15 protein-coding genes and 1 pseudogene are annotated in these 21,491 nt (G+C 66.5%); 13 read left to right on the forward strand and 3 right to left on the reverse strand.

The window, feature by feature from the left end:
* Nucleotides 1-4 precede the first annotated feature (4 nt).
* Complete coding sequence (locus C4S70_RS06695) at nt 5-1,060, forward strand: sn-glycerol-3-phosphate import ATP-binding protein UgpC (protein WP_104007459.1); 1,056 nt, start codon at nt 5-7, stop codon at nt 1,058-1,060.
* Between the two features lie 87 nt (nt 1,061-1,147).
* Here the strand turns inward: C4S70_RS06695 and C4S70_RS06700 are convergent, their stop codons facing one another.
* The 3 genes from C4S70_RS06700 to C4S70_RS06710 all read right to left on the reverse strand — a co-directional run bounded on the left by C4S70_RS06700 (nt 1,148) and on the right by C4S70_RS06710 (nt 5,091).
* Entirely contained in the window at nt 1,148-1,852 is a 705-nt protein-coding gene (locus C4S70_RS06700; protein ID WP_104007340.1) for a hypothetical protein, read from the reverse strand.
* Nucleotides 1,849-4,284 (reverse strand): Lon protease family protein, encoded by a 2,436-nt coding sequence (locus tag C4S70_RS06705; RefSeq protein ID WP_104007341.1) that lies wholly within the window; start codon nt 4,282-4,284, stop codon nt 1,849-1,851. The genes C4S70_RS06700 and C4S70_RS06705 overlap by 4 nt, the downstream gene beginning before the upstream one ends.
* Before the next feature lie 114 nt (nt 4,285-4,398).
* Complete coding sequence (locus tag C4S70_RS06710; RefSeq protein ID WP_200822736.1) at nt 4,399-5,091, reverse strand: iron-containing redox enzyme family protein; 693 nt, start codon at nt 5,089-5,091, stop codon at nt 4,399-4,401.
* A gap of 214 nt (nt 5,092-5,305) precedes the next feature.
* Between C4S70_RS06710 and C4S70_RS06715 the strand changes: the two genes are divergently transcribed.
* The 12 genes and pseudogenes from C4S70_RS06715 (at nt 5,306) to hpaD (ending at nt 21,489) form a co-directional block, all read left to right on the forward strand.
* Nucleotides 5,306-5,524, forward strand: a complete 219-nt coding sequence (locus C4S70_RS06715) for a hypothetical protein (protein WP_104007342.1) — start codon at nt 5,306-5,308, stop codon at nt 5,522-5,524.
* Nucleotides 5,525-5,538: 14 nt separating this feature from the next.
* Nucleotides 5,539-6,765 (forward strand): YcaO-like family protein, encoded by a 1,227-nt coding sequence (locus C4S70_RS06720; RefSeq protein ID WP_104007343.1) that lies wholly within the window; start codon nt 5,539-5,541, stop codon nt 6,763-6,765.
* A 2-nt stretch (nt 6,766-6,767) separates the two neighbouring features.
* Nucleotides 6,768-7,955 (forward strand): TfuA-like protein, encoded by a 1,188-nt coding sequence (locus C4S70_RS06725; RefSeq protein WP_104007344.1) that lies wholly within the window; start codon nt 6,768-6,770, stop codon nt 7,953-7,955.
* 94 nt (nt 7,956-8,049) lie between these two features.
* A complete protein-coding gene (locus tag C4S70_RS06730) occupies nt 8,050-11,190 on the forward strand; it encodes an AAA family ATPase (protein WP_104007345.1) in 3,141 nt (1,046 codons plus the stop codon).
* A 71-nt stretch (nt 11,191-11,261) separates the two neighbouring features.
* Nucleotides 11,262-12,461, forward strand: coding sequence for a diaminopropionate ammonia-lyase (locus C4S70_RS06735; RefSeq protein WP_235003744.1), 1,200 nt, complete (start codon nt 11,262-11,264; stop codon nt 12,459-12,461).
* Nucleotides 12,451-13,623 (forward strand): annotated as a pseudogene (locus C4S70_RS06740) (M24 family metallopeptidase). The gene C4S70_RS06735 and the pseudogene C4S70_RS06740 overlap by 11 nt, the downstream one beginning before the upstream one ends.
* The gene (locus C4S70_RS06745) at nt 13,620-14,372 is read left to right on the forward strand and encodes a maleate cis-trans isomerase family protein (RefSeq protein WP_104007346.1); all 753 of its coding nucleotides are present in this window, start codon (nt 13,620-13,622) and stop codon (nt 14,370-14,372) included. Before C4S70_RS06740 ends, C4S70_RS06745 begins: the two are co-directional and overlap by 4 nt.
* A gap of 228 nt (nt 14,373-14,600) precedes the next feature.
* Complete coding sequence (locus C4S70_RS19045) at nt 14,601-14,984, forward strand: efflux RND transporter periplasmic adaptor subunit (protein ID WP_235003745.1); 384 nt, start codon at nt 14,601-14,603, stop codon at nt 14,982-14,984.
* A 9-nt stretch (nt 14,985-14,993) separates the two neighbouring features.
* Nucleotides 14,994-15,749 carry an efflux RND transporter periplasmic adaptor subunit gene (locus C4S70_RS19050; protein WP_268807774.1) on the forward strand — a complete coding sequence of 252 codons (756 nt, stop codon included), beginning with the start codon at nt 14,994-14,996 and terminating at the stop codon, nt 15,747-15,749.
* A 4-nt stretch (nt 15,750-15,753) separates the two neighbouring features.
* Nucleotides 15,754-18,885: an efflux RND transporter permease subunit gene (locus C4S70_RS06755; protein WP_104007347.1), complete on the forward strand. Its 3,132-nt coding sequence runs from the start codon at nt 15,754-15,756 to the stop codon at nt 18,883-18,885.
* 161 nt (nt 18,886-19,046) lie between these two features.
* Nucleotides 19,047-20,555, forward strand: a complete 1,509-nt coding sequence (gene hpaE, locus C4S70_RS06760) for a 5-carboxymethyl-2-hydroxymuconate semialdehyde dehydrogenase (protein WP_104007348.1) — start codon at nt 19,047-19,049, stop codon at nt 20,553-20,555.
* A gap of 79 nt (nt 20,556-20,634) precedes the next feature.
* Nucleotides 20,635-21,489, forward strand: a complete 855-nt coding sequence (gene hpaD / locus C4S70_RS06765; protein WP_104007349.1) for a 3,4-dihydroxyphenylacetate 2,3-dioxygenase — start codon at nt 20,635-20,637, stop codon at nt 21,487-21,489.
* Nucleotides 21,490-21,491: the final 2 nt, after the last annotated feature.

Below are 21,491 nucleotides of genomic sequence, written 5' to 3' on the forward strand. Positions count from 1 at the left end.
CATGATGGCTTCGATCACCCTTGAGAACCTGACGAAATCCTATGGCGACACCGAAGTCCTGCACCATGTGCACGGGCAGATCGAAGATGGCGAGTTCATCGTCGTCGTCGGCCCGTCGGGCTGCGGCAAGTCCACGCTGCTGCGCATGATCGCGGGGTTGGAGACCATCACGGGCGGGCAGGTGCATATCGGCGACCGGGTGGTGAACGACCTGGAGCCCGCGCAGCGCGACATCGCGATGGTGTTCCAGAACTACGCGCTCTATCCGCACATGACGGTGCGGGAGAACATGGCCTACGGGTTGAAGATCCGCAAGTTTTCCAAGGCCGAGATCGAGGCCCGCGTGCGCGAGGCCGCCGAGATCCTGGAAATCGGCGACTATCTGGACCGCAAGCCGCGGCAGCTCTCGGGCGGTCAGCGCCAGCGCGTCGCCATGGGCCGCGCCATCGTGCGCCATCCGAAGGTGTTCCTGTTCGACGAACCGCTTTCCAACCTCGATGCGAAGCTGCGGGTGCAGATGCGGCTGGAGATCCGCAAGCTGCAAAAGCGGCTGGGGGTCACGTCGATCTATGTCACGCACGACCAGGTCGAGGCAATGACGCTGGGCGACCGTCTTATGGTGCTGAACAAGGGCTATGTGGAACAGTTCGGCAGCCCCATCGAGCTCTATTCCCGCCCTGCTTCGGTCTTTGTCGCGGGCTTCATCGGCAGCCCGGCGATGAACTTTCTGCCAGCCCATGCCGAGGGCGGCCGGCTGACGCTGGAAAACGGTGCGGTGATTGCCAGCACCACCGCCGCGTCGGGGCCGGTGACGCTGGGCATTCGTCCCGAACACCTGGTGGCCGATTCGCAAGGTCCGATCCGGCTGGCGGTGGACGTGCTGGAACAGCTGGGCGCGAACACGCTGGTGCATGGGGTTCTGGCTGGCACGAGGACCGATCTGACGGCAAGCCTGGAAGGCGTTCGCGATATCCCCGGCGGGCAGGAACTGGCCTTTTCCGCCCCGCCCGAGGCATTGCACGTCTTCGACCGGGCCACGGGCCAGCGCGTTGGCGACTGAGCGCCGGGCGAGTCAGATTCGCGTCACCAGAAAAACAGCCAAGGCCTCGCTCGACACCTCGTTGCCGCTTTTGGCTTCGGGACGCCGTCAGCGCGGCTCGGTCGTGCGGTTCTGCTGCACGCCGGCTTGCGACACCAGAACCGGGCAGCGGGCGGCTTCGACCAAGTCGCGCAGAGCGCGTTCGTCGTGGAAGGACCCCTGCGCCGCATCCGTGAGGACCAGCGCGGCCCGGGTGCGGTTGATGCGGTCCAGCAGCGCTTGCCGGTCCTCCGTGGTATACCCTTGCGGAGACAGCCGCTCGACAAACGTGCCAAGCCCCTCCGCCAGCCGCTGTGCGAGATCGGACAGTTCCGGGTTGCCCGTTCCCTCGGGCGCGATCAGAAGAACCGGACCGGCGGGGGCGCGCGACAGACGCTGACCGATCAGCAACAGATCCCAGCCGCGCGCCACCTGCCACAATGTCTGCAATGTCCCGCCGCCGCCCGCCTCCAGACGCCAGTGCAGCGAATAGCGTTCGGCAAAGCGCGACAGCGCGGCCTCGAAGGCGCGGGCCTCGCGGTCCAGAATGTGCCGCAGCCTCTGCGGGTCGGGACGATCCATCAGCGCCCCGGTCGCCGTGACGATCCTCTGGCTGGGCAGGCTGGCGGATTCCAGGACAGCCGATTCCTGCAGGAACACGCCGCCCAGGTCGATGCCCCACAGGCGCGCAAGCTGTTCGGCGATCGTCAGGGCGGTTTCGGCGTCCGAACAGCTGGCGGCGCAGACCAGAACCCTTTTCCTGTTCGTGGTCATTTCGTTTGTTCTCCGTTGCCGTCCGTCTTGCCAAAGGCCCTGCGTGCTTCGGCAAAGGCACGCAGCCGGGCCTCGACCAGCCCGTTCACGCTGTCGGGTGGGAAATTGCCGTCCGGGTCCCGTGCGCCGGCCTCGCGGCCGGTCAGCAGCGCGATGCCCTCGTCGATGGTGGAAACCGGGATGACGCGGAACTTGCCCCGGACCACGGCCTCGACGACCTCGGTTTTCAGCATCAGGTGCTGGACGTTCGACTGCGGGATCAGTACCCCCTGACGCCCCGTCAGACCGCGCCGGCGGCAGGTTTCGAAAAAGCCTTCGATCTTTTCGTTGACCCCGCCGATCGCCTGCACCTCGCCTTCCTGGTTGACGGAGCCGGTGACCGCCAGCCCCTGGTCGATCGGCAGGCCCGACAGCGCCGACAGCAGCGCGTAAAGCTCGGTCGAGGAGGCGCTGTCGCCATCGACGCCGGAATAGGTCTGCTCGAACACCAGACTGGCGCGCAGCGAGAACGGGACATCCAGCGCATAGGTCGACGTCAGATAGCCCGCGAGGATCAGCACGCCCTTGGAATGCAGCGGGCCGCCCAGTTCGACTTCGCGTTCGATGTCGATGAACTCCCCGCTGCCCATCCGCACCCGCGCGGTGATGCGCGAGGGATGGCCGAAGGCGAAACCGCCCAGCATCGACACGGCCAACCCGTTGACCTGCCCAACCTTGGCACCGTCGGTGTCGATCAGGATCGTGCCGCGTTCCACCGCCTCCTGCAGCCGGTCGCGCACCCGCGAGGCGCGCCGTTCGCGTTCGGCCACGGCGCGATCCAGTTCTTCGACTCCGATTTCGTCGCGGCTGGCCTGCGCGGCATAGAAATCGGCTTCGCGCATCAGGTCGCTGAGCATGTCGATCCTGAGCGACAGCTTGCGGTTGCTGCCGGCGGCACGGGCGGCCTCGTCCAGGACGCGCGCCACGCCCGCGGCGGTCAGGGGGCGGGTGCCGTCCCGTTTCGCCCGGGCCGCGATCATCCGTGCATAAAGCCGGCGCGACTCGTCGTCCTGCTCCATGTCGTCCTCGAAATCCGCCTGCAGCTTGAACAGGTCGGGGAAGTCCGGGTCGAGCATGGACAGCAGCGCATACAGCATCCGGTCGCCGATCAGCACCACGCGCACGTCCAGCGGGATCGGGTCGGGCTGCAGCGACACCGTGGACATCAGGCTGAGCCGTTCGGCCATGGACGTGATCGGGATCGACCCGCTTTGCAGGCACTGTTTCAGCGCGGGCCAGGCCATCGGCTCGGACAGCAGACGGCGGGCGTCGAGCACCAGATAGCCGCCATTGGCCCGGTGCAGGGCACCGGGCTTGATCAGCGTGAAATTGGTAACCAGCGCGCCCATTTCGGATACATGTTCGATCCGGCCGGTGAGCCGGTCGAGCGTCGGCAGATCCTCGGCCTCGAGCGGCGCGCCGGTGCCGTCGGCCTGGTGCGAGACCATCACGTTGACGGCATAGCGCTGAAAGACGGGCAGGGGATGGGCCTTGCGCACCGCCTCGGGGAAGGGATTCTGTCCCGCTTGGGCGGCCAGTTCGAGAAACAGCGCGGCATTGGCGATCATGTCCTGCCGCGCCTCGTCCAGATAGGCCTGGATGCCTTCGTGATCGGGAAACAGCGCGGCCACCTCCTGCACCTGATCCCGCACCACCCGTTCGGCCATGCCGCGGTGCAGATCTTCCAGCCGGCGGCGCAATTCGCGTTCGATCTTGGGGGCCTGCTGCAGAACCTTTGCCAACTCTTCTTGCAGGCGCGCGATCTTGGCGTCGATCTCTTCGCGTTCGGCCTGGGGCAGTTTCTCGTAGACCTCGGGCTTGACCACCTCGCCGTTGCGGATCGGTGCCAGCATATAGCCCATCGGCGTGCGCATCACCGCGACGTTTTCGCTCTTGGCGCGTTCGGCGAATTCGGCCATCGCGGTTTCCTGCCGCTGGCCGTATTCCTGTTCCAGCGCCCGCCGCTGTGCCTGGTAATCTTCGGAGTCGAACATGGCCGGGATCTCGATCGCGAGATCGTCCACCAGCTCTTCCATCGCCGACTTGAACTCCAGCGCGCGCCCCGGCGCCAGTTTCAGCGCCCGGGGTTTGTGCGGCGCTTCGAAATTGTTGACATAGACCCAGTCGCATGGGGTCGGCCGCTGCCCGGCCTGCTCGCGCAGCAGCTCCATCACCGCCCGGCGGCGGCCCATGCCCGAACTGCCCTGGACGAACAGGTTGAAATCGGCGTGCCGGACCCCGGCCGCCAGTCGGATCGCATCCATCGCCCGGTCCTGGCCGATCAGCTGATCGACCCCATCCAGTTCCCGGGTCGAGGCAAAGCCCAGCGTGGCCGGGTCGCAGGTGGGCCGCAGCGCCTCGGGCGGCAATCCTGCGTGATCGGTGATGGCCATGATCCGTCTCCTCGTTTCGCGCGCACCGAAACCTTGCGGGCGGACGGCGCGGGCGCCTTGACCTGAATCATGGTATCGCAGCAGGAAATGCCTGCAAGAGTGCGGGCCGCGCGTTCAGGCCGCCTGCAGGGTGCCGGGGTCCACCGGCTGAAGCGAGCCGATGCAGTCGGTCAGGGATTCCATGCAGGCCATCATGCTGGTGCCGATCATGGCGATTTCGCGCGGACCCAGAGATAGCAAATCCACCATGCGGAACAACTCGGCGCTGTGATGAGGATCGACCCGGCCGTGCAACCGGAAGGTGCGGAACGCCGCCTCGGGCAGGCCCGAGTCGTCACGGATGCGGTCGATGATTTCGGTCGTGGGCGGAAAGGATTCCAGCACCATGATGCAGCCCAGCAGCGTGACGGGATGGTAATGCTCGACCCAATACCGCTGGGCGCCGGCCAGACGCGCGACGGCGGGCGGCGGCATCCGCTCCAGCACTGCCGCAGGGTCGAATCCCGCGGCCTCGAGATCCTCGAGCGCCCAGACATCATGGTTGCGCTCTTCTTCCAGGTGGTGGCGGTAATAGTCCGCCAGCGGGCCGATCAGGTCGTCATCCGTGCCCAGTTCCTCGCACCGGCGGATCGCGGCCTCCATCACCGGAACGGATGCGCGCATGATCTGGTGCAGCATGACGAGAAAGGCCGGAACGATCCTTGCGGGGTCTTCGTGTGTCCACAGCCGCGTGAACACCGCGTCCACGGGCCCGGTGCACAGCGTCATCTTGGCGCGCAGGATCGCGCCCGGTCCCGGTCCGGTCATGGTTTGCCTCCTTGCAACGCGCGCCGGGGCGACCCGGCAACGGGCCATGGGTGCGCCGTGGCCGGCGAAATCTTCCCAGCCGCCATCCGGCGTCCTTCGAGCGGCCGACAGGGCCTTTCGTGGACTCGATGGATTGTTTCTGATAGGTTAACATTACTTGGAGATTGATTTTTTCACATCTCTTTTTTGACTTTTTGACGAGTGGGAGGGGAAAGTGGCCGATTATGAAAACCTTGCGGTGAATTTACGGTATCTGGCCGAGGGCAACGCCATACCGGAAACCGATCCGGGGCATCTGGGCGATCACGTCAAGACGGCGATCGACGAACTGACCAAAGAGCAGATGGACATGCTGATCGAGCTTGCCAACAAGGCGCATGCGCATCTGTTCGTCCACGACAAGAACAACCACGTCGTGGCGATGGGGCTCTGACCGCAGTCAGACCCGTGTATCTGAAGAATTGCCCGCTGACCCGCGGCGAGGCGTTCGACAAATGCCGTCGCGGGACCAACCGCACCCTGCCGGTCGAGGTGATGGAAGCACGCGCCGACGCGGTGCTGGACCGGGTGCCGATCACGCGCGTGTCGGAGATTTCGCGCCTGATCGGCTCCGACCTGCCGGTCTTTGCGGCAACGACGCCGCTGGCCCGGGATCTGACGACCCACATGGGCAAGGGGCTAACGCCGCAGGCCGCGCGCATCAGCGCCATCATGGAAGGGGTCGAGCGTGTGTCGGCCGAGCGCGTTCACGCACCGTTCCGGCGATGTTCGCGGGTTGAATTGTTGCGCATTGGTGAACACTGCGCGGATCCCGAACGCTTCGATCTGCCGCCGGATTCGCGCTATCGCCCGGATGTCTCCATCGCCTGGGTGCAGGCCTGGGAGATGATCGAGGGCCGCGAGATCTGGATTCCCGCCGATCTGTGCCGCAGCCCGCCGAAAGAGGGGCTGCTGACCCAGGTGGATACGAACGGGCTGGCCTCCGGCGCGACCCGGGGCGAAGCGATCCTCCATGCGCTTCTGGAAGTGATCGAGCGCGACGCGGTCAGCCAGCACCTGTTCTTCGACATCTACGGCGGGGACGACCGGGATCCGCCCGCGCGGAGGGCCATCGCGTCGCAGACCCTGCCGCCCGGCTGCGCGGATTACCTCGGTCGGCTGTCGGAGGGCGGTGTTTCGATCGCGCTGACGGAGATCTCTACCGACATCCGCGTTCCGGTCGTCGAATGCACGATTGCCGACGCCGCCTATCCTTCGGCGGCGGGGGTGGTTTGCATGACCTTCGGCGGCTGGGGATGTGATCCGGTGATGGAACACGCGGTGAACCGCGCCCTGACCGAGGCGCACCAAGCCCGCATCGGCACGATCCAGAGCGCCCGGGATTCATTCAACCTGATCGAACGGCGCTCTCCCCTGCGACCGGCGCCCGATCCAGGGCCGGATGAGCAGTCTTTCGGGCGCGGACCGCCGGTGCAGCCGTCGGACAGCATCGCCGAGGACGTGGATGCGATCCTGCGGCGTCTGCGGGAGGTCGGGGTGGATCAGGCGATCGTGGCCGACATGACGGATCCGGCCATTGGCCTGCCCGTGGTGCGGGTGCGGGTGCCGGATCTGTCGGTGTTCGTCGTGGACCGCGCCCGCGTCGGCTGGCGCTGCATGCGGCATCTGGTGTGACCATGACCGGAAAGGCGCTTCAGACCGTCGTTTTTGTCGGCCCCTCCTGCCCGGTCGAGCCGATCCGCGCGATCCTGCCGCAGGCTCTGATCGTTCCGCCGGCGCGGCGCGGCGATCTCTATCGCTACCGGATCCTGGGTTTTTCGGTCTTCGTGGTGCTGGACGGGGTTTTCGCCAATACGCTGGCCATTTCGCCCCGCGAGGTGGTCGATGTGATCGAGGACGGCGCCGCGATCTTTGGCGCGGCGAGCATGGGGGCGCTGCGGGCCGCTGATTGCGCGCCCGCCGGTGCGATAGGCCACGGGGCGATCTACCGGCTGTTCCGCTGCCGCGCGATTTCCAGCGAGGACGAGGTCGCCGTCAGTTTCCTGCCCGATCGGCCCTGGCCTGCGCTGAGCGAGCCGCTGGTCGGCATCCGCCTGGGCGCGCGCCGTGCCGTCCGGTGCGATGTGCTGGGGCAGGCCGAAGCGCAGGCGCTCGTGATCGCGGCCGAGGGCATGGCCTTCCCCGACCGGACCTGGGCCGGGATCGCGCGCGCGGCCGGCGTCGAACTGTCGACCGGGCAGCTTGCCTTCCTGAAGCGTCAGGTCGCGAAGAAATCGGACGCGCTCGGATGTTGCCGTCTGGTTGCGCGGCGGTTGCGTTGGGGGACGGTATGCGCGGCGCCGCGAAAGGATGCACGGGCCGGGCTCGGGCAACTGGGCAGGACACGCGAACGTGGCGCCGAACCCTATCCCTGTGGCGACATCAAGGCGCTGTGGCCGGATTTCTTGAAGTGGTTGTGGATCACCGGCCGGTTCGACCTGCTTGTCGGGTCCGAAGACCGTCCGGCGGCGGCGTCGCTGCGCTGCCCTGAAAGCCTGACTTTCGAACTAGGAGCGCTGGCGTTGCGGTTCGCCGCCTTCCGCATGGCGGTGGCACGGGCGCGGCGGGCGCATCTGCGCCCCACGCCGGCGGATCTGCGCCGCGCGGAACGGGAACTGGCGCGGGCGCATGGGGCGGGCAACTGGAGCGACTTGATGAAGCGCTACGGTGCGTGGCCGGATATCGGTGCCTGTCTGATCCGCCACCGGACGGCCCGGGCGCTGTCCTTTGCCTGTGCCCGCGAAGAGGCAGACGGCACCTCTGATCGCGAAACCTTGCCATATCCGGGTATCGCCGCGCGACCGTCTCGCGCAGCGGCAGAGTGATCGCTCAAAAAAAGCGGCGATCGGCCGCTTGCAGTGGACTCTGCGACCGCCGATCGCCTAGCATGATGAAATACCCGAGGGGAGGGTTGTCGCCATGTCACGGCAATACAACGACCTGACAGCGTTTCTGAACCAACACGATCTTGGCCGCTACGCGGAATTGCTGGAAACCGGCGGCGTGGATCTTTCAAGCCTTCCGCTGCTGACGTCAAACGACTTCAGGGAACTCGGACTGCCGCTGGTGGCCCGCCGCCGAATGGTCGCCGCTGCGGCCACGCTGGCGGAAAGGCCGGCGGCCGGGCGGGTGAAAACCACCCCCCATCCTGGCGAGCGCCGGCGGTTGACCGTCATTTTCTGCGACCTCGTCGGTTCGACCGAACTTTCGGTGCGGCTGGATCCAGAGGATTTCGCGGACCTCGTCCAGCACTTCACCCTGTCGGTGACCGGTGCGGTCGAACGGTTCGACGGGCATGTGGCGAAGATCCTCGGCGACGGGGTTCTGGCCTGTTTCGGTTACCCGCATGCGCACGAGGACGATGCCGAACGGGCGGTCCTTGCGTCGCTGGACTGCCTTGAGACGATCTCGCGAACACCGTTCGAAACCGATACCGGCGAACGGATCCCGGTCAGGGCGCGCATCGGCATCCATACCGGCACCGTGGTCGTGACCGCCCCCGGCGCGGACGGGGTGTCGGTCGAGGAGTTGATGGGCAACGCCCCGAATGTCGCCCAGCGAATCCAGGTGCAGGCCGCCCCCGGCGAGATCCTGACCGGCGACCGCACGCGCGGGCTGGCCGGGGACCGGTTCGACTATGATCAGCTCGAGCCGCGCTGGCTGAAAGGGGTCGAAGGGCCGATGAAACTGTATCGTGTCCGGCGCGAGAACCCGTCGAGAACCCGGTTCGATATCCGCAACAACGGCACCCTCACCCCGCTTGTGGGTCGGCAGGCCGAGGTGGACAGGCTGATCGGTATCTGGCGCGAAACGGTTGCCGGGCGCGGGCGGTCGGTTCTGGTTTCGGGGCCCGCGGGGATCGGCAAGTCGCGCGTGTCGCGGGCGTTTCTGGACGGTGTGCGATCCGAACCGAAGGCTCTGGTCACCCTTCAGTGCTCGCCCCATCACATGGGCACGCCGCTCTTTCCGGTCATAAGCCGGCTGAGCCAGCATATGGACGACCTCGTGACGCAGGGATGCGCCAACCGAGCCGAGGCGCTGGCCGCATGGCTGGATCGGGCGGGCATGGACGATCCGTGCAACCGGGCGCTGGCGGCGTCGCTTCTGTCGATCGACCTGGCCGGGACGGTCGCGCCGCTGGACATGAGCCCTCGCCAGAAACTCGAGGAAACGCTGCTCTTGCTGGTCGATCACGCCGAGGCGGTGGCGCGACACACGCCCGTTCTGCTCTGGGTCGAGGATTGCCACTGGGCGGATCCGACCACCCTCTCGCTGCTTCGGCTTTGTCAGCACCGGCTGGCGCGGGCGCGGATCATGATGCTGGTAACCTTTCGGGCGGAGCGCGAACCGCCGCCACATGACAGGTTCGACACGCATCTCGAACTGGCGGCGCTGGCGGCCGGGGCGTTGGGCGAACTGATCGACAATGCCGCCCGCCCCGCGGCGGTGCCCGACGGAGCCCGGCAGACCATCATCCGGCGCAGCGAAGGGTTGCCGCTCTTTGCCGAAGAGCTCACCAAATCCGTGGTGCGGCGGCTCGAGTCTTCGTCCGAGGGTCAGGCGGGCGCGGAGGTGCCGCAGAATTGGGAGGTGCCGGAAAGCCTGGTGGATTCGCTGGCCGCGCGGCTGGATGCGCTGCCGACAGCCAAACAGCTGGCACAGGTCGCCGCCGCGATCGGGCGCGAGGTGGACCGGACCCTGCTGCGCCGCGTGTCCGGCTATGGGCGCGACCGGTTCGACCGGGCAATTGCGGAACTGTTCGAGGCACAGATGATCCGGTCGCCGGCGCGCAGCGATCCCGAGCGGCTGATCTTTGGTCACGCGCTGATTCAGGATGTCGCCTATCAGCTGATGCTGCGCCGTGACCGTCGCGCGATCCACGCCCGCATCGTCGAGGTGATGGAACAGGGCGGCGGTGACATGCCCCCGCCTCTGCCCGAAGTGCTGGCCCATCATTTCGAGGCCGCGCAACAACCCGAAAGGGCGGCGCAATGCCTGCTGGACGCGGGCCTGGCGGCGGTGCGGAGATCGGCCAATACCGAGGCACTGGTCCATCTCGAACGCGCATTGAAGCTGGTCACCGGCAAGACGCGCATTTCCCGCTCCCGCGCGATGGAACTGGAATTGCAGATCCGGAACATGATCGGCACGCCCCTGATCGCAACGCATGGCTATACGTCAAAGGCCACCGTGCGCGCGTTTCAGCGGGCCGAGGAAATCGCCCTGGAACTGGGCGACGATCCCAGCCGGTTTCACGCGCTGTTCGGGCTGTGGGGCTATCGGTGGATGGCGGGGCATCTGGACCGGTCGCTGGGCGTGGCGCGGGACATGCTGGATCTTGCCGAACGGATCGACGCGGACGAGGCGCTGATCCTTGCCCATCGCTGCGTCGGCAGCAGCCACTGGATCATGGGCGATTTCGACCGGGCGCTCGCGCATCTGGATTGGGTGATCGGCAAGACGATCGACACCGATACCAGCGAACTTGCCGGCCGGTATGCAGTCTGCCCTTGCGTGGTCGCGCAGGTTCTGGGCGGCTACGGGATGTGGCTGCAGGGCCGCCGCGAGGAGGGTCTGCGGCGGGTGTCCGACGGGTTGGCGCGGGCGCAGAGCATGAACCATGCCTACAGTCTTGCGCTGGCGCATTCGATGCTGGGGGGGCTGGCGGTTCTTTCCGGCGATCAGGATGCGCTTGGCGTCCATGCCGAGGCACTGTGCCGGATCGGCAAGGAGCGTCGATTTCCCTACTGGCTGCATTATGGCCAGATGCTTTGGGGGCTATTGGTGGCGCAACGCGGCGATGTCGATGCCGGGCGCGTCCTGATCGAAGCGGCCATCGAAGCCTATGACGCGATGGGGGTGTTCATCCACCGCACGGTGCAACTGGTGTTGCTGTCGGAAATCGCGCGGCTCGGGGGCGACCTGCGCGCGGCACGCGACTGGCTGGAAGAAGCGCGTGCACTGGGAAACCGCACGGGCGAGCGTCAGTGGTTCGGCGTGATCGACGATCGTCTGGCGGCGCTTTTCGGACCGAGAGCGGTTTCACAGCCCGGCCGGTGAGCGCGGCCGCGCACTCGCCATCGCCGGTGCCACGCGCTAGACAGGATTTCGCGGCATCGGGAGGAGCAACAATGGCGCCAGACAGCAATCCCTTTGCCATGCCGCTTGAGCATGTTCAGGTGCAACCGGCTGGGGGCAACGCCGCGCAGCGCGTGATCGGCCCGCGGGACTTTGCCGCCGCGTGGGCCGAGATCACCGCGTGGGAAGGCTACGCGCCCACGCCGCTGGTGCCCCTGCCGGGACTTGCGGCATGCATTGGCGTGGCGGCGCTCCACTACAAGGACGAAGGTCCACGTTTCGGTCTGGGCAGTTTCAAGGCGCTGGGTGGCTCCTACGCAGCGCTGCGCGTGCTGGCTCGGGAGATATCGCGGCAGTTGGGGCGCAAGGTGCCGCTAGCCGAGATCCGCCAGCGCCGCCACCGCGATGCCTGTGCGGCGATCACGCTGGTCTCGGCCACCGACGGCAATCACGGCCGATCGCTGGCCTGGGGCTGTCGGCGCTTCGGCGCGCGCTGCCGGATCTACATCCACGCCGAGGTGAGCGAAGGCCGCGCCGCCGCGATGCGCGCGCTCGGCGCCGAGGTGATCCGCATCGACGGCGACTATGACGCATCGGTGCGCCAAGCGCGGGAAGAGGCCGAAGCAAACGGCTGGTTCGTGGTCTCCGACACGTCGTGGGAAGGCTACACCGATCCGCCGCGCGACGTGATGGCGGGCTATGGCGTGATGACGCGTGAGATATGCGCCGCGCTGCCGGTGCCGCCGACCCATGTCTTTCTGCAAGGCGGGGTGGGAGGGTTGGCGGCCGCAGTCGCGGCCGGGTTGCGCCAGCATTACGGGGCGGACAGCCCCCGCGTGGTGATCGTCGAACCGGACCGCGCCGCCTGCCTTTTCGAAAGCGCGCGCAATGGCCGCCCCACCGCAGTGGCGATCGAGGAAGAAACCATCATGGCCGGGCTGTCCTGCGGCGAGCCGTCGGAAATGGCCTGGGAAATCCTGCGCGAAGAGGCGCGCGACTTTCTCACCATCCCCGATGCGCTGATCCCGCCCACGGTGCGTCTGCTGGCCCGTTGCGAGACGGGCGATCCGGCGGTGCGTGCCGGCGAAAGCGCCGTTGCCGGATTGGCCGCGCTGATCGCGGCGCGCAAATCGAAGGCGCTGTCCGTTGCGCTCGGGCTGGATGCGGCGTCTCGCGTGCTGCTGATCGGATCCGAGGGCGTGACCGACCCGGACATCTTCGCCGCGATCATGGAGGGCGAAGATGCCGCCTGAGGCGCCCCCACGCGGCTTTGCCGAGGCCGAGTTTGCTGCCCGAATGGCACGCGCGCAGGCGATGATGGCCGAACAGGGGCTCGCGGGGTTGTTGCTGACCACCGAAGCCGAACTGCGGTATTTCAGCGGTTTCCATACCCTGTTCTGGCAAAGCCCGACGCGGCCGTGGTTTCTGTTCGTGCCCGCCGAGGGCAGGCCTGTGGCCGTGATCCCCGAGATCGGCGCCGCGCTGATGCGCCGGACATGGGTGCGGGACATTCGCAGCTGGAGCGCGCCTGCGCCGGACGATGACGGGGTGTCGCTGCTGGTGGAACTGCTGGCGCCGCTTGCGGGGCAGGGGGCGGCCATCGGCATCCCCAAAGGGCACGAAACCCACCTGCGGATGCCGCTTGGCGATTTCGAACGGCTGGTGGCGGCGCTGCCGGGGTTGAGGGTGGCCGACTGCACCGACCTGATCCGCCGGCTGCGCATGGTGAAATCCTAAGCCGAAATTGCCAAGATCGCCCATATCTGCGCCATCGGCTCGAGCGTCTTCGCCGAATTGCCGGAGCTGGCGCATGAAGGCCAGCCGCTTGAGGAGCTGTTCCGCGCCTTCCGCATCGCCGCGCTGGAGCAGGGGGCGGATGACGTGCCCTATCTGGTCGGCGGGGCGGATCGGGGCGGCTATCATGACGTGATCTCGCCGCCTTCGCGCCGGCCGCTGCAGGCGGGCGACATCCTGATGCCGGACACCGGCGCCATATGGGACGGCTATTTCTGCGATTTCGACCGCAATTTTGCCATCGGCCGCGCCGACGAACTGTCGCGGAGAGTCCATGACGTGCTGTGGCGCGCCACCGAAGCGGGGATCGAGGCCGCCCGTCCCGGCGCCACCTGCCGCGAACTGTTCGAGGCGATGCGCGCGGTGACGTCCGAGATGGACCCCGGCGGCGGAGATGTGGGCCGGTTCGGTCACGGGCTGGGGATGCAGCTGACCGAATGGCCGTCGATCGCCGCCTTTGACGAAACGGTGATCGAAGAGGGCATGGTGCTGACGCTGGAGCCTTCGCTGTCCTATGGCGACGGGCGGATCATGGTGCACGAGGAAAACATCGTGGTGCGCGCCGACGGCCCGCAGTTGCTGACCGCGCGCGCCGCGCCCGAGCTGCCGGTGATCGCATGAAACTGCCCTTTGACACCGATGCCGGCATCGGCACCCGCGCCACCCTGGGCGTGATCGTTCTGGAAACCGACGAAACGCTGGAGCCCGAATTCGCCCGCATGATGGCGCTCGATGGCGTGGCGCTTTACCACAGCCGGATCCCGATGGCGCCCGAGGTGCGCCCCGACACCCTGGCGCGGATGGAGGCGGATCTGCCGGCCGCGGCGCGGCTGTTGCCGTCTGCGCCGGCCTTCGACGTGATCGGCTATGGCTGCACCTCTGCGGCGACGGTGATCGGGTCGGATGCGGTGGCGCGGGCCATCCAGGAGGTTTTTTCACGGGTGCGGGTCACCGATCCGCTGGCTGCGATCATCGCCGCCGGACAGGCGCTGGGAGTGCGGCGGCTGGGGTTTCTCACGCCCTATGTGCCGCAGGTGTCGGCGCAGATGCGGGACAGGCTGGCGGATGCGGGGTTCGAAATCGCGGACTTCGGGTCGTTCGAGGAAGGTGACGATCGCGTGGTGGCGCGGATCGCGCCGGCGTCGATCGACCGTGGCGCGCGGCAGGTGGCGGCGGGCGCTGAGGCCGTCGTGATCGCCTGCACCAACCTGCGCTGTCTGCCGGTGATCCCGCGAATCGAGGCCGCGACCGGCGTGCCGGTGATCGCCAGCAACCTGGCGCTCGGCTGGCACATGCTGCGGCTGGCGGGAGTCGGGGATTGCCTGCCGCAATTCGGGCGACTGTTTGCGACGCAGCTGGCGGCGGACTGAACGGGGCGGGCAAGGGGGCGCTGCCCCCGTCCGCGCGAGCGCGGACTCCCCCGGGGTATTTCCGGACCAGAAAGAAGCGAAACGAGAGGCAGTCCCGGCGATGAAGGAACAGCGTCTGGGCGGCGGCGTTCCGGGATCAAGGGTTTTGGTTTGTTTTTTCTGCGTGATCGGACAATGATGTAGTTATTCGTTGCGTCGTTTTCCTCAGCCATTCGGGAGTTGCTGCAGGTGCTTTTCAAGGAAGGCGGCGTTCGAACGCCATTGTCGATTTTCGGACAGGTGCTTTTGGGATTGGCGGCGGTTTTGTCATCGCCAGCGTTGGCGCAGGATGCCGCGCCCCCCAAGGTGGTGGTCTCGGCCGCCCATGTCGAGGACATCACCGACGAAGCCAGCTTCATCGGCCGGGTCGAGGCGATCGACAAGGTGGACATAGTCGCCCGCGTGCAGGGGTTCCTGAAGGAACGGCTGGTCGAGGACGGGGCCGAGGTCGAAAAGGGCGATCTGCTGTTCAGGATCGAGCCGGATCTTTACGAGGCCACGCTGGCCGCGCGCCGGGCCGATCTGGATCGCGCCAGGGCCAATCTGGAACTGGCAAAGGTTGAACTGGCGTGAAAACTTGAGCTGCTCGCGCGCGGGTCCACGCCACAATCCGAGGTGGACGTGGCGCGCGCCAACGAACTGGTGGCCGAGGCGGCGATCAAGTCCGCCGAGGCGGCCATTCGGCAGGCCGAGCTGGACCTGAGCTATACCGAAATTCACGCGCCGTTTTCGGGGCGCATCGGCCGGATCAACGTCAGCGAGGGCGAAGTGGTCGGGCCGACGACGGGGCCGCTGGTGACGCTGGTGCGGGAACGTCCCGTTCACGTCGCCTTTTCGCTGAGCGAAAAGCAGTTCATCACCGTGCTGGAACATCTGGGCGAAACGCCGGAGACGCTGGCGCGTTCGGACCGGTCCCCGGAGGTTCGTGTGACCCTGCCCAACGGGTCGGATCTGGACGAAACCGGGCAGGTGGATTTCGTGGAGAACCGCATCGACCCGCGCACCGGCGCGATCGCCGTCCGGGCGCAGTTTCCCAATGACAGCAGATTGCTGGTGGACGGTGCCTTTGTCACCGTGCGGATCCTGGCCTTTGAGCCCGAACAGAAGCTGCTGATCCCGCAGGCGGCGCTGCAGCGCGACCAGCAGGGGCCGTTCGTGCTGGTGGTGAACGACCAGCAGATGGTCGAACAGCGCTATGTCAAGACCGGCCGCGCGGTCGAGACCGAGATCATCGTGGAAGAGGGGCTGAACCCCGGCGACGAGGTGATCGTCGAAGGTCTGCAGCGCGTGCGCCCCGGCGTGCCGGTGTCCAAGGTCGCGGCGGACGGCGGGAACTGAGCGCATGTTTTCCACGATCTTCATCAATCGTCCGAAACTTGCGCTCGTGATCTCGCTGGTGCTGACAGTGATGGGCGCGATCGGCTATGTCGCGCTGCCCGTGGCGCAGTTCCCGGACATCAGCCCGCCGGTGGTCAACGTTTCGGCCAACTATACCGGGGCAAGCTCGGAAACCGTCGAGAACGCCGTCGCCGCGCCGATCGAGGCGCAGGTGAACGGGGTGGACGACATGCTCTACATGACCTCCACCTCCTCCGACAATGGCGGCTATTCGCTGAACGTCACCTTCGAGGTGGGCACCGATCCCGACATCGCCTCGGTCAACGTGCAGAACCGCGTGGCGCAGGCGATGGCGACCCTGCCGACCGAGGTGACGGCCTCGGGCGTGGTCACGCAGAAGGCATCCACCAACATGCTGCTGGTGGTGACGTTGACCTCGCCGGGGGGCACCTATGACGACGTGTTCCTGGCCAACTATGCCTCGATCAACATTCGCGACGCGCTGGCGCGAGTGGCTGGCGTGGGCAAGGCCGATGTGCTGACGGATCTGAAATACGCGATGCGGGTCTGGATGGATCCCGACAGGATGGCGGCGCTGGGTCTGGCGCCTTCGGACGTGATCGGCGCGATCCGCGACCAGAATGCCGAGGTTTCCGCCGGTCAGGTCGGCGCCCCGCCGCTGCCCGAGGACCAGACCTTTCAATACACGGTCAAGGCCAAGGGGCGGCTGGATACGCCCGAAGAGTTCGAGAACATCGTCATCCGCACCGGCGAGGCCGGAGCGGTGGTTCGGCTGAAGGACATCGCCAAGGTCGAGCTGGGCTCGCAGTTCTATGCGGCCTCGGGCTGGTTCGATGGACAGCCGGCGGCGGTGATCGGGGCCTATCAGGCGCCGGGCGCCAATGCGCTGGCGGTGTCCGAGGCGGTGCGGGCCGAGCTGGAGCGCCTCTCGGCCGCCTTCCCCAACGACGTGGAATATGCGGTGCCCTTCGATTCCACGGATTTCGTGGAACAGTCGATGAGTGACGTGATCCCCACGCTGATGATGACCTTTGTTCTGGTGGTCTCGGTGGTGTTCCTGTTCCTGGGCAGCGTGCGCGCCACGATCATTCCGGCGGTGGCGATTCCGGTGTCGCTGATCGGCACCTTCGCCTTTCTGCTGATGTTCGGCATGTCGCTGAACACCGTGTCGCTGTTCGCGCTGGTGCTGGCGATCGGCATCGTGGTGGATGACGCGATCGTGGTGGTCGAGAACGTGGAACGCATCATCGCCGAAGAAGGGCTGAGTCCGCCCGAGGCCACGCGCAAGGCGATGGGCCAGATCACCGGGCCGGTGATCGCGACCACGCTGGTTCTGCTGGCAGTGTTCGTGCCGGTGACCTTCATGCCGGGCATGACGGGGCGGCTGTTTTCGCAATTCGCGGTGACGATTTCGACCGCGGTGCTGATCTCGTCGGTCAACGCGCTGACCTTGTCGCCGGCGCTGTGCGCTCTCGTGCTGAAACCGCGTTCGGGTCCGCCCAAGGGGCTGATCGCGATGTTCGAGGGCTTCATCGGCGGCATGCGCAGCGGTTACGTCGGCATCGTGCGGCGGCTGTTGCGGGTGCCGCTGCTGGGGCTGGCGATCATCGCCGCGCTGATGCTGGCCGGCGGGTCGATCTTCAACGCCACCTCCAAGGGCTTCATTCCGCTCGAGGACAACGGCTATCTGTTCGTGGACGTGCAGCTGCCCGATGCGGCGACGCTGAGCCGGACCGAGGCGGTAACCGCCCGCGTGAACGAGCAGATCCGCGCCATCGACGGCGTGGCGAACACCGTGCTGGTCAACGGGTTCTCGATCCTGAACGGACTGAGCCCCAACGGAGCGATGATCATCGTGAACCTCGACAACTGGGATGACCGGCAGGATGAATCGCTCGGCGCCGACGCGATCCTGGGCCGGCTGCTGGAGATCGCCAATGGCGAGGTGGCCGCGTCGATCGTGGCCTTCAACCCGCCGCCGATCCAGGGCCTTGGCGTGTCGGCGGGCGTCGAGATGGAGGTGCAGCAGACCGCCGGCGGCAGTCCGCAGGATCTGTCCGCCGCGGTGGGGTCGCTGATCTACGCGGTCAACCAGCGCCCCGAGATCAGCCACGCCTACACCACCTTCCGCGCCAACGTGCCCAAGGTCTTCGTCGATCTCGACCGGGAAAAGGCCAAGCTGTTGCAGGTGCAGGTGGCCGAGGTGTTCCAGACCCTCCAAGCGCAACTTGGATCGTTCTACGTCAACGATTTCAACCTGTTCGGCCGGGTCTATCGCGTGATGATCCAGGCCGAGGGCAGCTACCGCGATCAGGTCGAGGACATCTCTAACCTCTACGTCCGTTCGGCGAACGGCGACATGGTGCCGCTGGGCACGCTGATCGACGTGGAAAACATCCTGGGCCCCGTTCTGCTGAAACGGCACAACCTGTTCCGGTCGGCGACCGTGACGGCGGTGCCCGCGCCGGGGCTGAGTTCGGGCGACGCGATCAATGCGATCACCGAGGTCGCCCGAACCGCTCTGCCGCCCGGCTATCAGTTCGAATGGACCGGCAGCGCCCAGCAGCAGCTGGCCAGCGGCGGGATCGTGGTGGTGATCCTGGGGCTTGCGGTGCTGTTCGGATATCTGTTCCTGGTGGGGCAGTATGAAAGCTGGTCGATGCCGGTGGCGATCCTGCTGTCGGTGACGGTGGCGCTCTTTGGCGCGGTGGCGGCGGTGGCCGTGGTGGGCAGCGACATCAACCTCTATACGCAGATCGGGATGATCATGCTCATAGGTCTGGCGGCCAAAAACGCGATCCTGATCGTCGAATTCGCGATGGAGCAGCGCGCGGCGGGCCTGTCGATCATCGAGGCCGCCGCCGAGGCCGCCAGCCAGCGGTTCCGCGCGGTGATGATGACAGCGCTGTCCTTCCTTCTGGGTGTGGTGCCGCTTCTGGCCGCGAACGGGGCAGGGGCCTCCAGCCAGAAGGCGATCGGCGTTGCCGTGTTCGGCGGCATGCTGGCGGCGACGGTGATCGGCGTGGTGCTGGTGCCGGTGCTCTACGCGGTGATGCAGAAGGCGCGCGAATGGATCAAGGGCACGCCCGAGCCACAGGCGGCCGACGAGGCTTGACCGACATCGCGGGCGATCCGGCAATGTCCACCCGCGCGCCCGGTCGCAGGCGGCAATCTGCGGTCGTCAATCTGTTTAACATATTAATAATTGACCGAGCGGGACCATTGCCCTAGATATCTCCTTAACAACGCAACTATCCCAGCAGCGGGAGATCTCGCATGAGCGATCTGGACCAGAATCTCGCCAATCTCGACGGATATCTGCGCCGGTTCCGCGACACCGGCATCCTCAACCGGATCGCGGGGCAGGACCAACCCGGCGCAGGCGGCAGCTTTGCCACGATCTCGCCCGTGGACCGCAGCGAAATCTGCCGGGTCGCACATGGCACGGCCGACGACGTCGACGCGGCCGCCCAAGCCGCCACCGCCGCATTCCCGGAATGGCGCGACATGCCCGCGACCGACCGTCGCCGCATCCTCATGCGCATCGCCGACGCAATCGAAGACCGCGCCGAGGAAATCGCGCTCTGCGAATGCTGGGACACAGGGCAGGCTCTGCGCTTCATGTCCAAGGCGGCGCTGCGGGGGGCGGAAAACTTCCGCTATTTCGCCGAAATGGCGCCGCGCGCCCGCGACGGGCAGAACCTGCCATCGCCCACGCTGATGAACGTGACCACCCGCGTCCCCATCGGCCCGGTGGGCGTCATCACCCCGTGGAACACGCCCTTCATGCTTTCCACCTGGAAAATCGCGCCGGCGCTCGCCGCCGGCTGCACCGTGGTCCACAAACCGGCCGAGGCCAGCCCACTGACCGCCCGGCTGCTGGTCGAGATCGCCGAAGAGGCCGGCCTGCCGCCGGGTGTACTCAACACGGTAAACGGTTTTGGCGAAGAGGCCGGTCGCGCGCTGACCGAACATCCGCTGATCCGCGCCATCGCCTTCGTGGGCGAATCCCGCACCGGGTCGATCATCATGAAACAGGGGGCGGACACGCTGAAACGGCTGCACCTGGAACTGGGTGGCAAGAACCCGGTGATCGTGTTCGACGACGCCGATCTCGACCGGGCGCTGGATGCGGTGATCTTCATGATCTACTCGATCAACGGCGAACGCTGCACCTCCTCTTCGCGCCTTCTGGTGCAGGACACGATCCGCGAAACCTTCGAATCCCGCTTGATCGAACGGGTCAACCGGATCCGCGTCGGCCACCCGTTGGACCCCGCCACCGAGATCGGCCCTCTCATCAGCGAGGAACACTTTGCCAAGGTGACCTCTTATTTCGACATCGCCAGACAGGACGGCGCCACCATCGCCGCCGGCGGCACCGCACTGGACGGCGACGGGTTCTTCGTCCGCCCCACGCTCTTTACCAATGCCACCAACGACATGCGCATCGCGCGCGAGGAGATCTTCGGCCCCGTCCTGACCTCGATCCCCTTCTCGACCGAAGAAGAGGCCCTCGCCATCGCCAACGACACCCCCTACGGCCTGACCGCCTACGTCTGGACCAACGACCTCACCCGCGCCCTGCGCGTGACAGATCGGCTCGAGGCAGGCATGATCTGGGTCAACTCGGAAAACGTCCGCCACCTGCCCACCCCTTTCGGCGGGGTCAAGGCGTCGGGCATCGGCCGCGACGGCGGCGACTGGAGCTTCGAATTCTACATGGAACAGAAACATGTCGGCTTTGCCACGGGACGACACCGGATTCCGCGCCTCGGCGCCTGATCCTTCCTCTTGCTGAAAATATCCCGGGGAGCGCGAGGGGCAGAGCCCCTCGCCCCGCCATCGCCACAAGGAGGAACCGATGGGAGAACTCGTACTCGCCGCCAAGATGACTCATGTGCCGACCATGCTGATGTCGGAACAGGACGGACCCATCAAGGGCAAGCGTCAGGCCGCCATCGACGGCCATCTGGAAATCGCCCGCCGCGCCCGCGCGCTCGACGTGGACACGGTGGTGATCTGCGACACGCACTGGGTCATCAACGCGGGCTTTCACATCAACGCCAACGCGCGCTTCAAGGGGCTCTTCACCTCGAACGAGTTTCCCCAGTTCATCCAGAACCTGCCCTACGATTACGAAGGCAACCCCGCGCTCGGCGATGCCATCGCGCAGGCGGCCAGCGACATGGGCGCCTATACGCTCGGCCATCACCTCGACAGTCTCGAACTGGAATACGGCACGCTGGTGCCGATGCATTTCATGTCCCGCGAACATCGGATGAAGGTCGTCTCGGTCGCCGCCTGGTGCACGGTGCATGACCACGACGAAAGCCGCGTGGTGGGTCAGGCGATCCGCGCCGCGATCGAAGCCTCCGACAGCCGCGTGCTGCTGGTCGCCTCGGGCTCGCTTTCCCACAAGATCTGGGCCAACAAGGATTACGCCGCCAACAACGGCACATTCACCATCAGTTCGGAATTTAACCGCCAGATGGACCTGCACGTGCTGGACATGTGGCAGCGCGGCGACCACGCGGCCTTTCTCAGGATGCTGCCCGACTATGCCCGCCATTGCAGCGGCGAAGGGGCGATGCACGACACCGCGATGCTCTACGGCGCACTCGGCTGGGACGACTACACCGGCAAATGCGAGGTGGTGACGGACTATTTCCCTTCTTCGGGCACCGGCCAGACCAACGTGATCTTTCCCGTCGAGTGAAC

Origin of the sequence: Jhaorihella thermophila, from assembly GCF_900108275.1 — a bacterium.
GTDB classification, from domain to species: domain Bacteria; phylum Pseudomonadota; class Alphaproteobacteria; order Rhodobacterales; family Rhodobacteraceae; genus Jhaorihella; species Jhaorihella thermophila.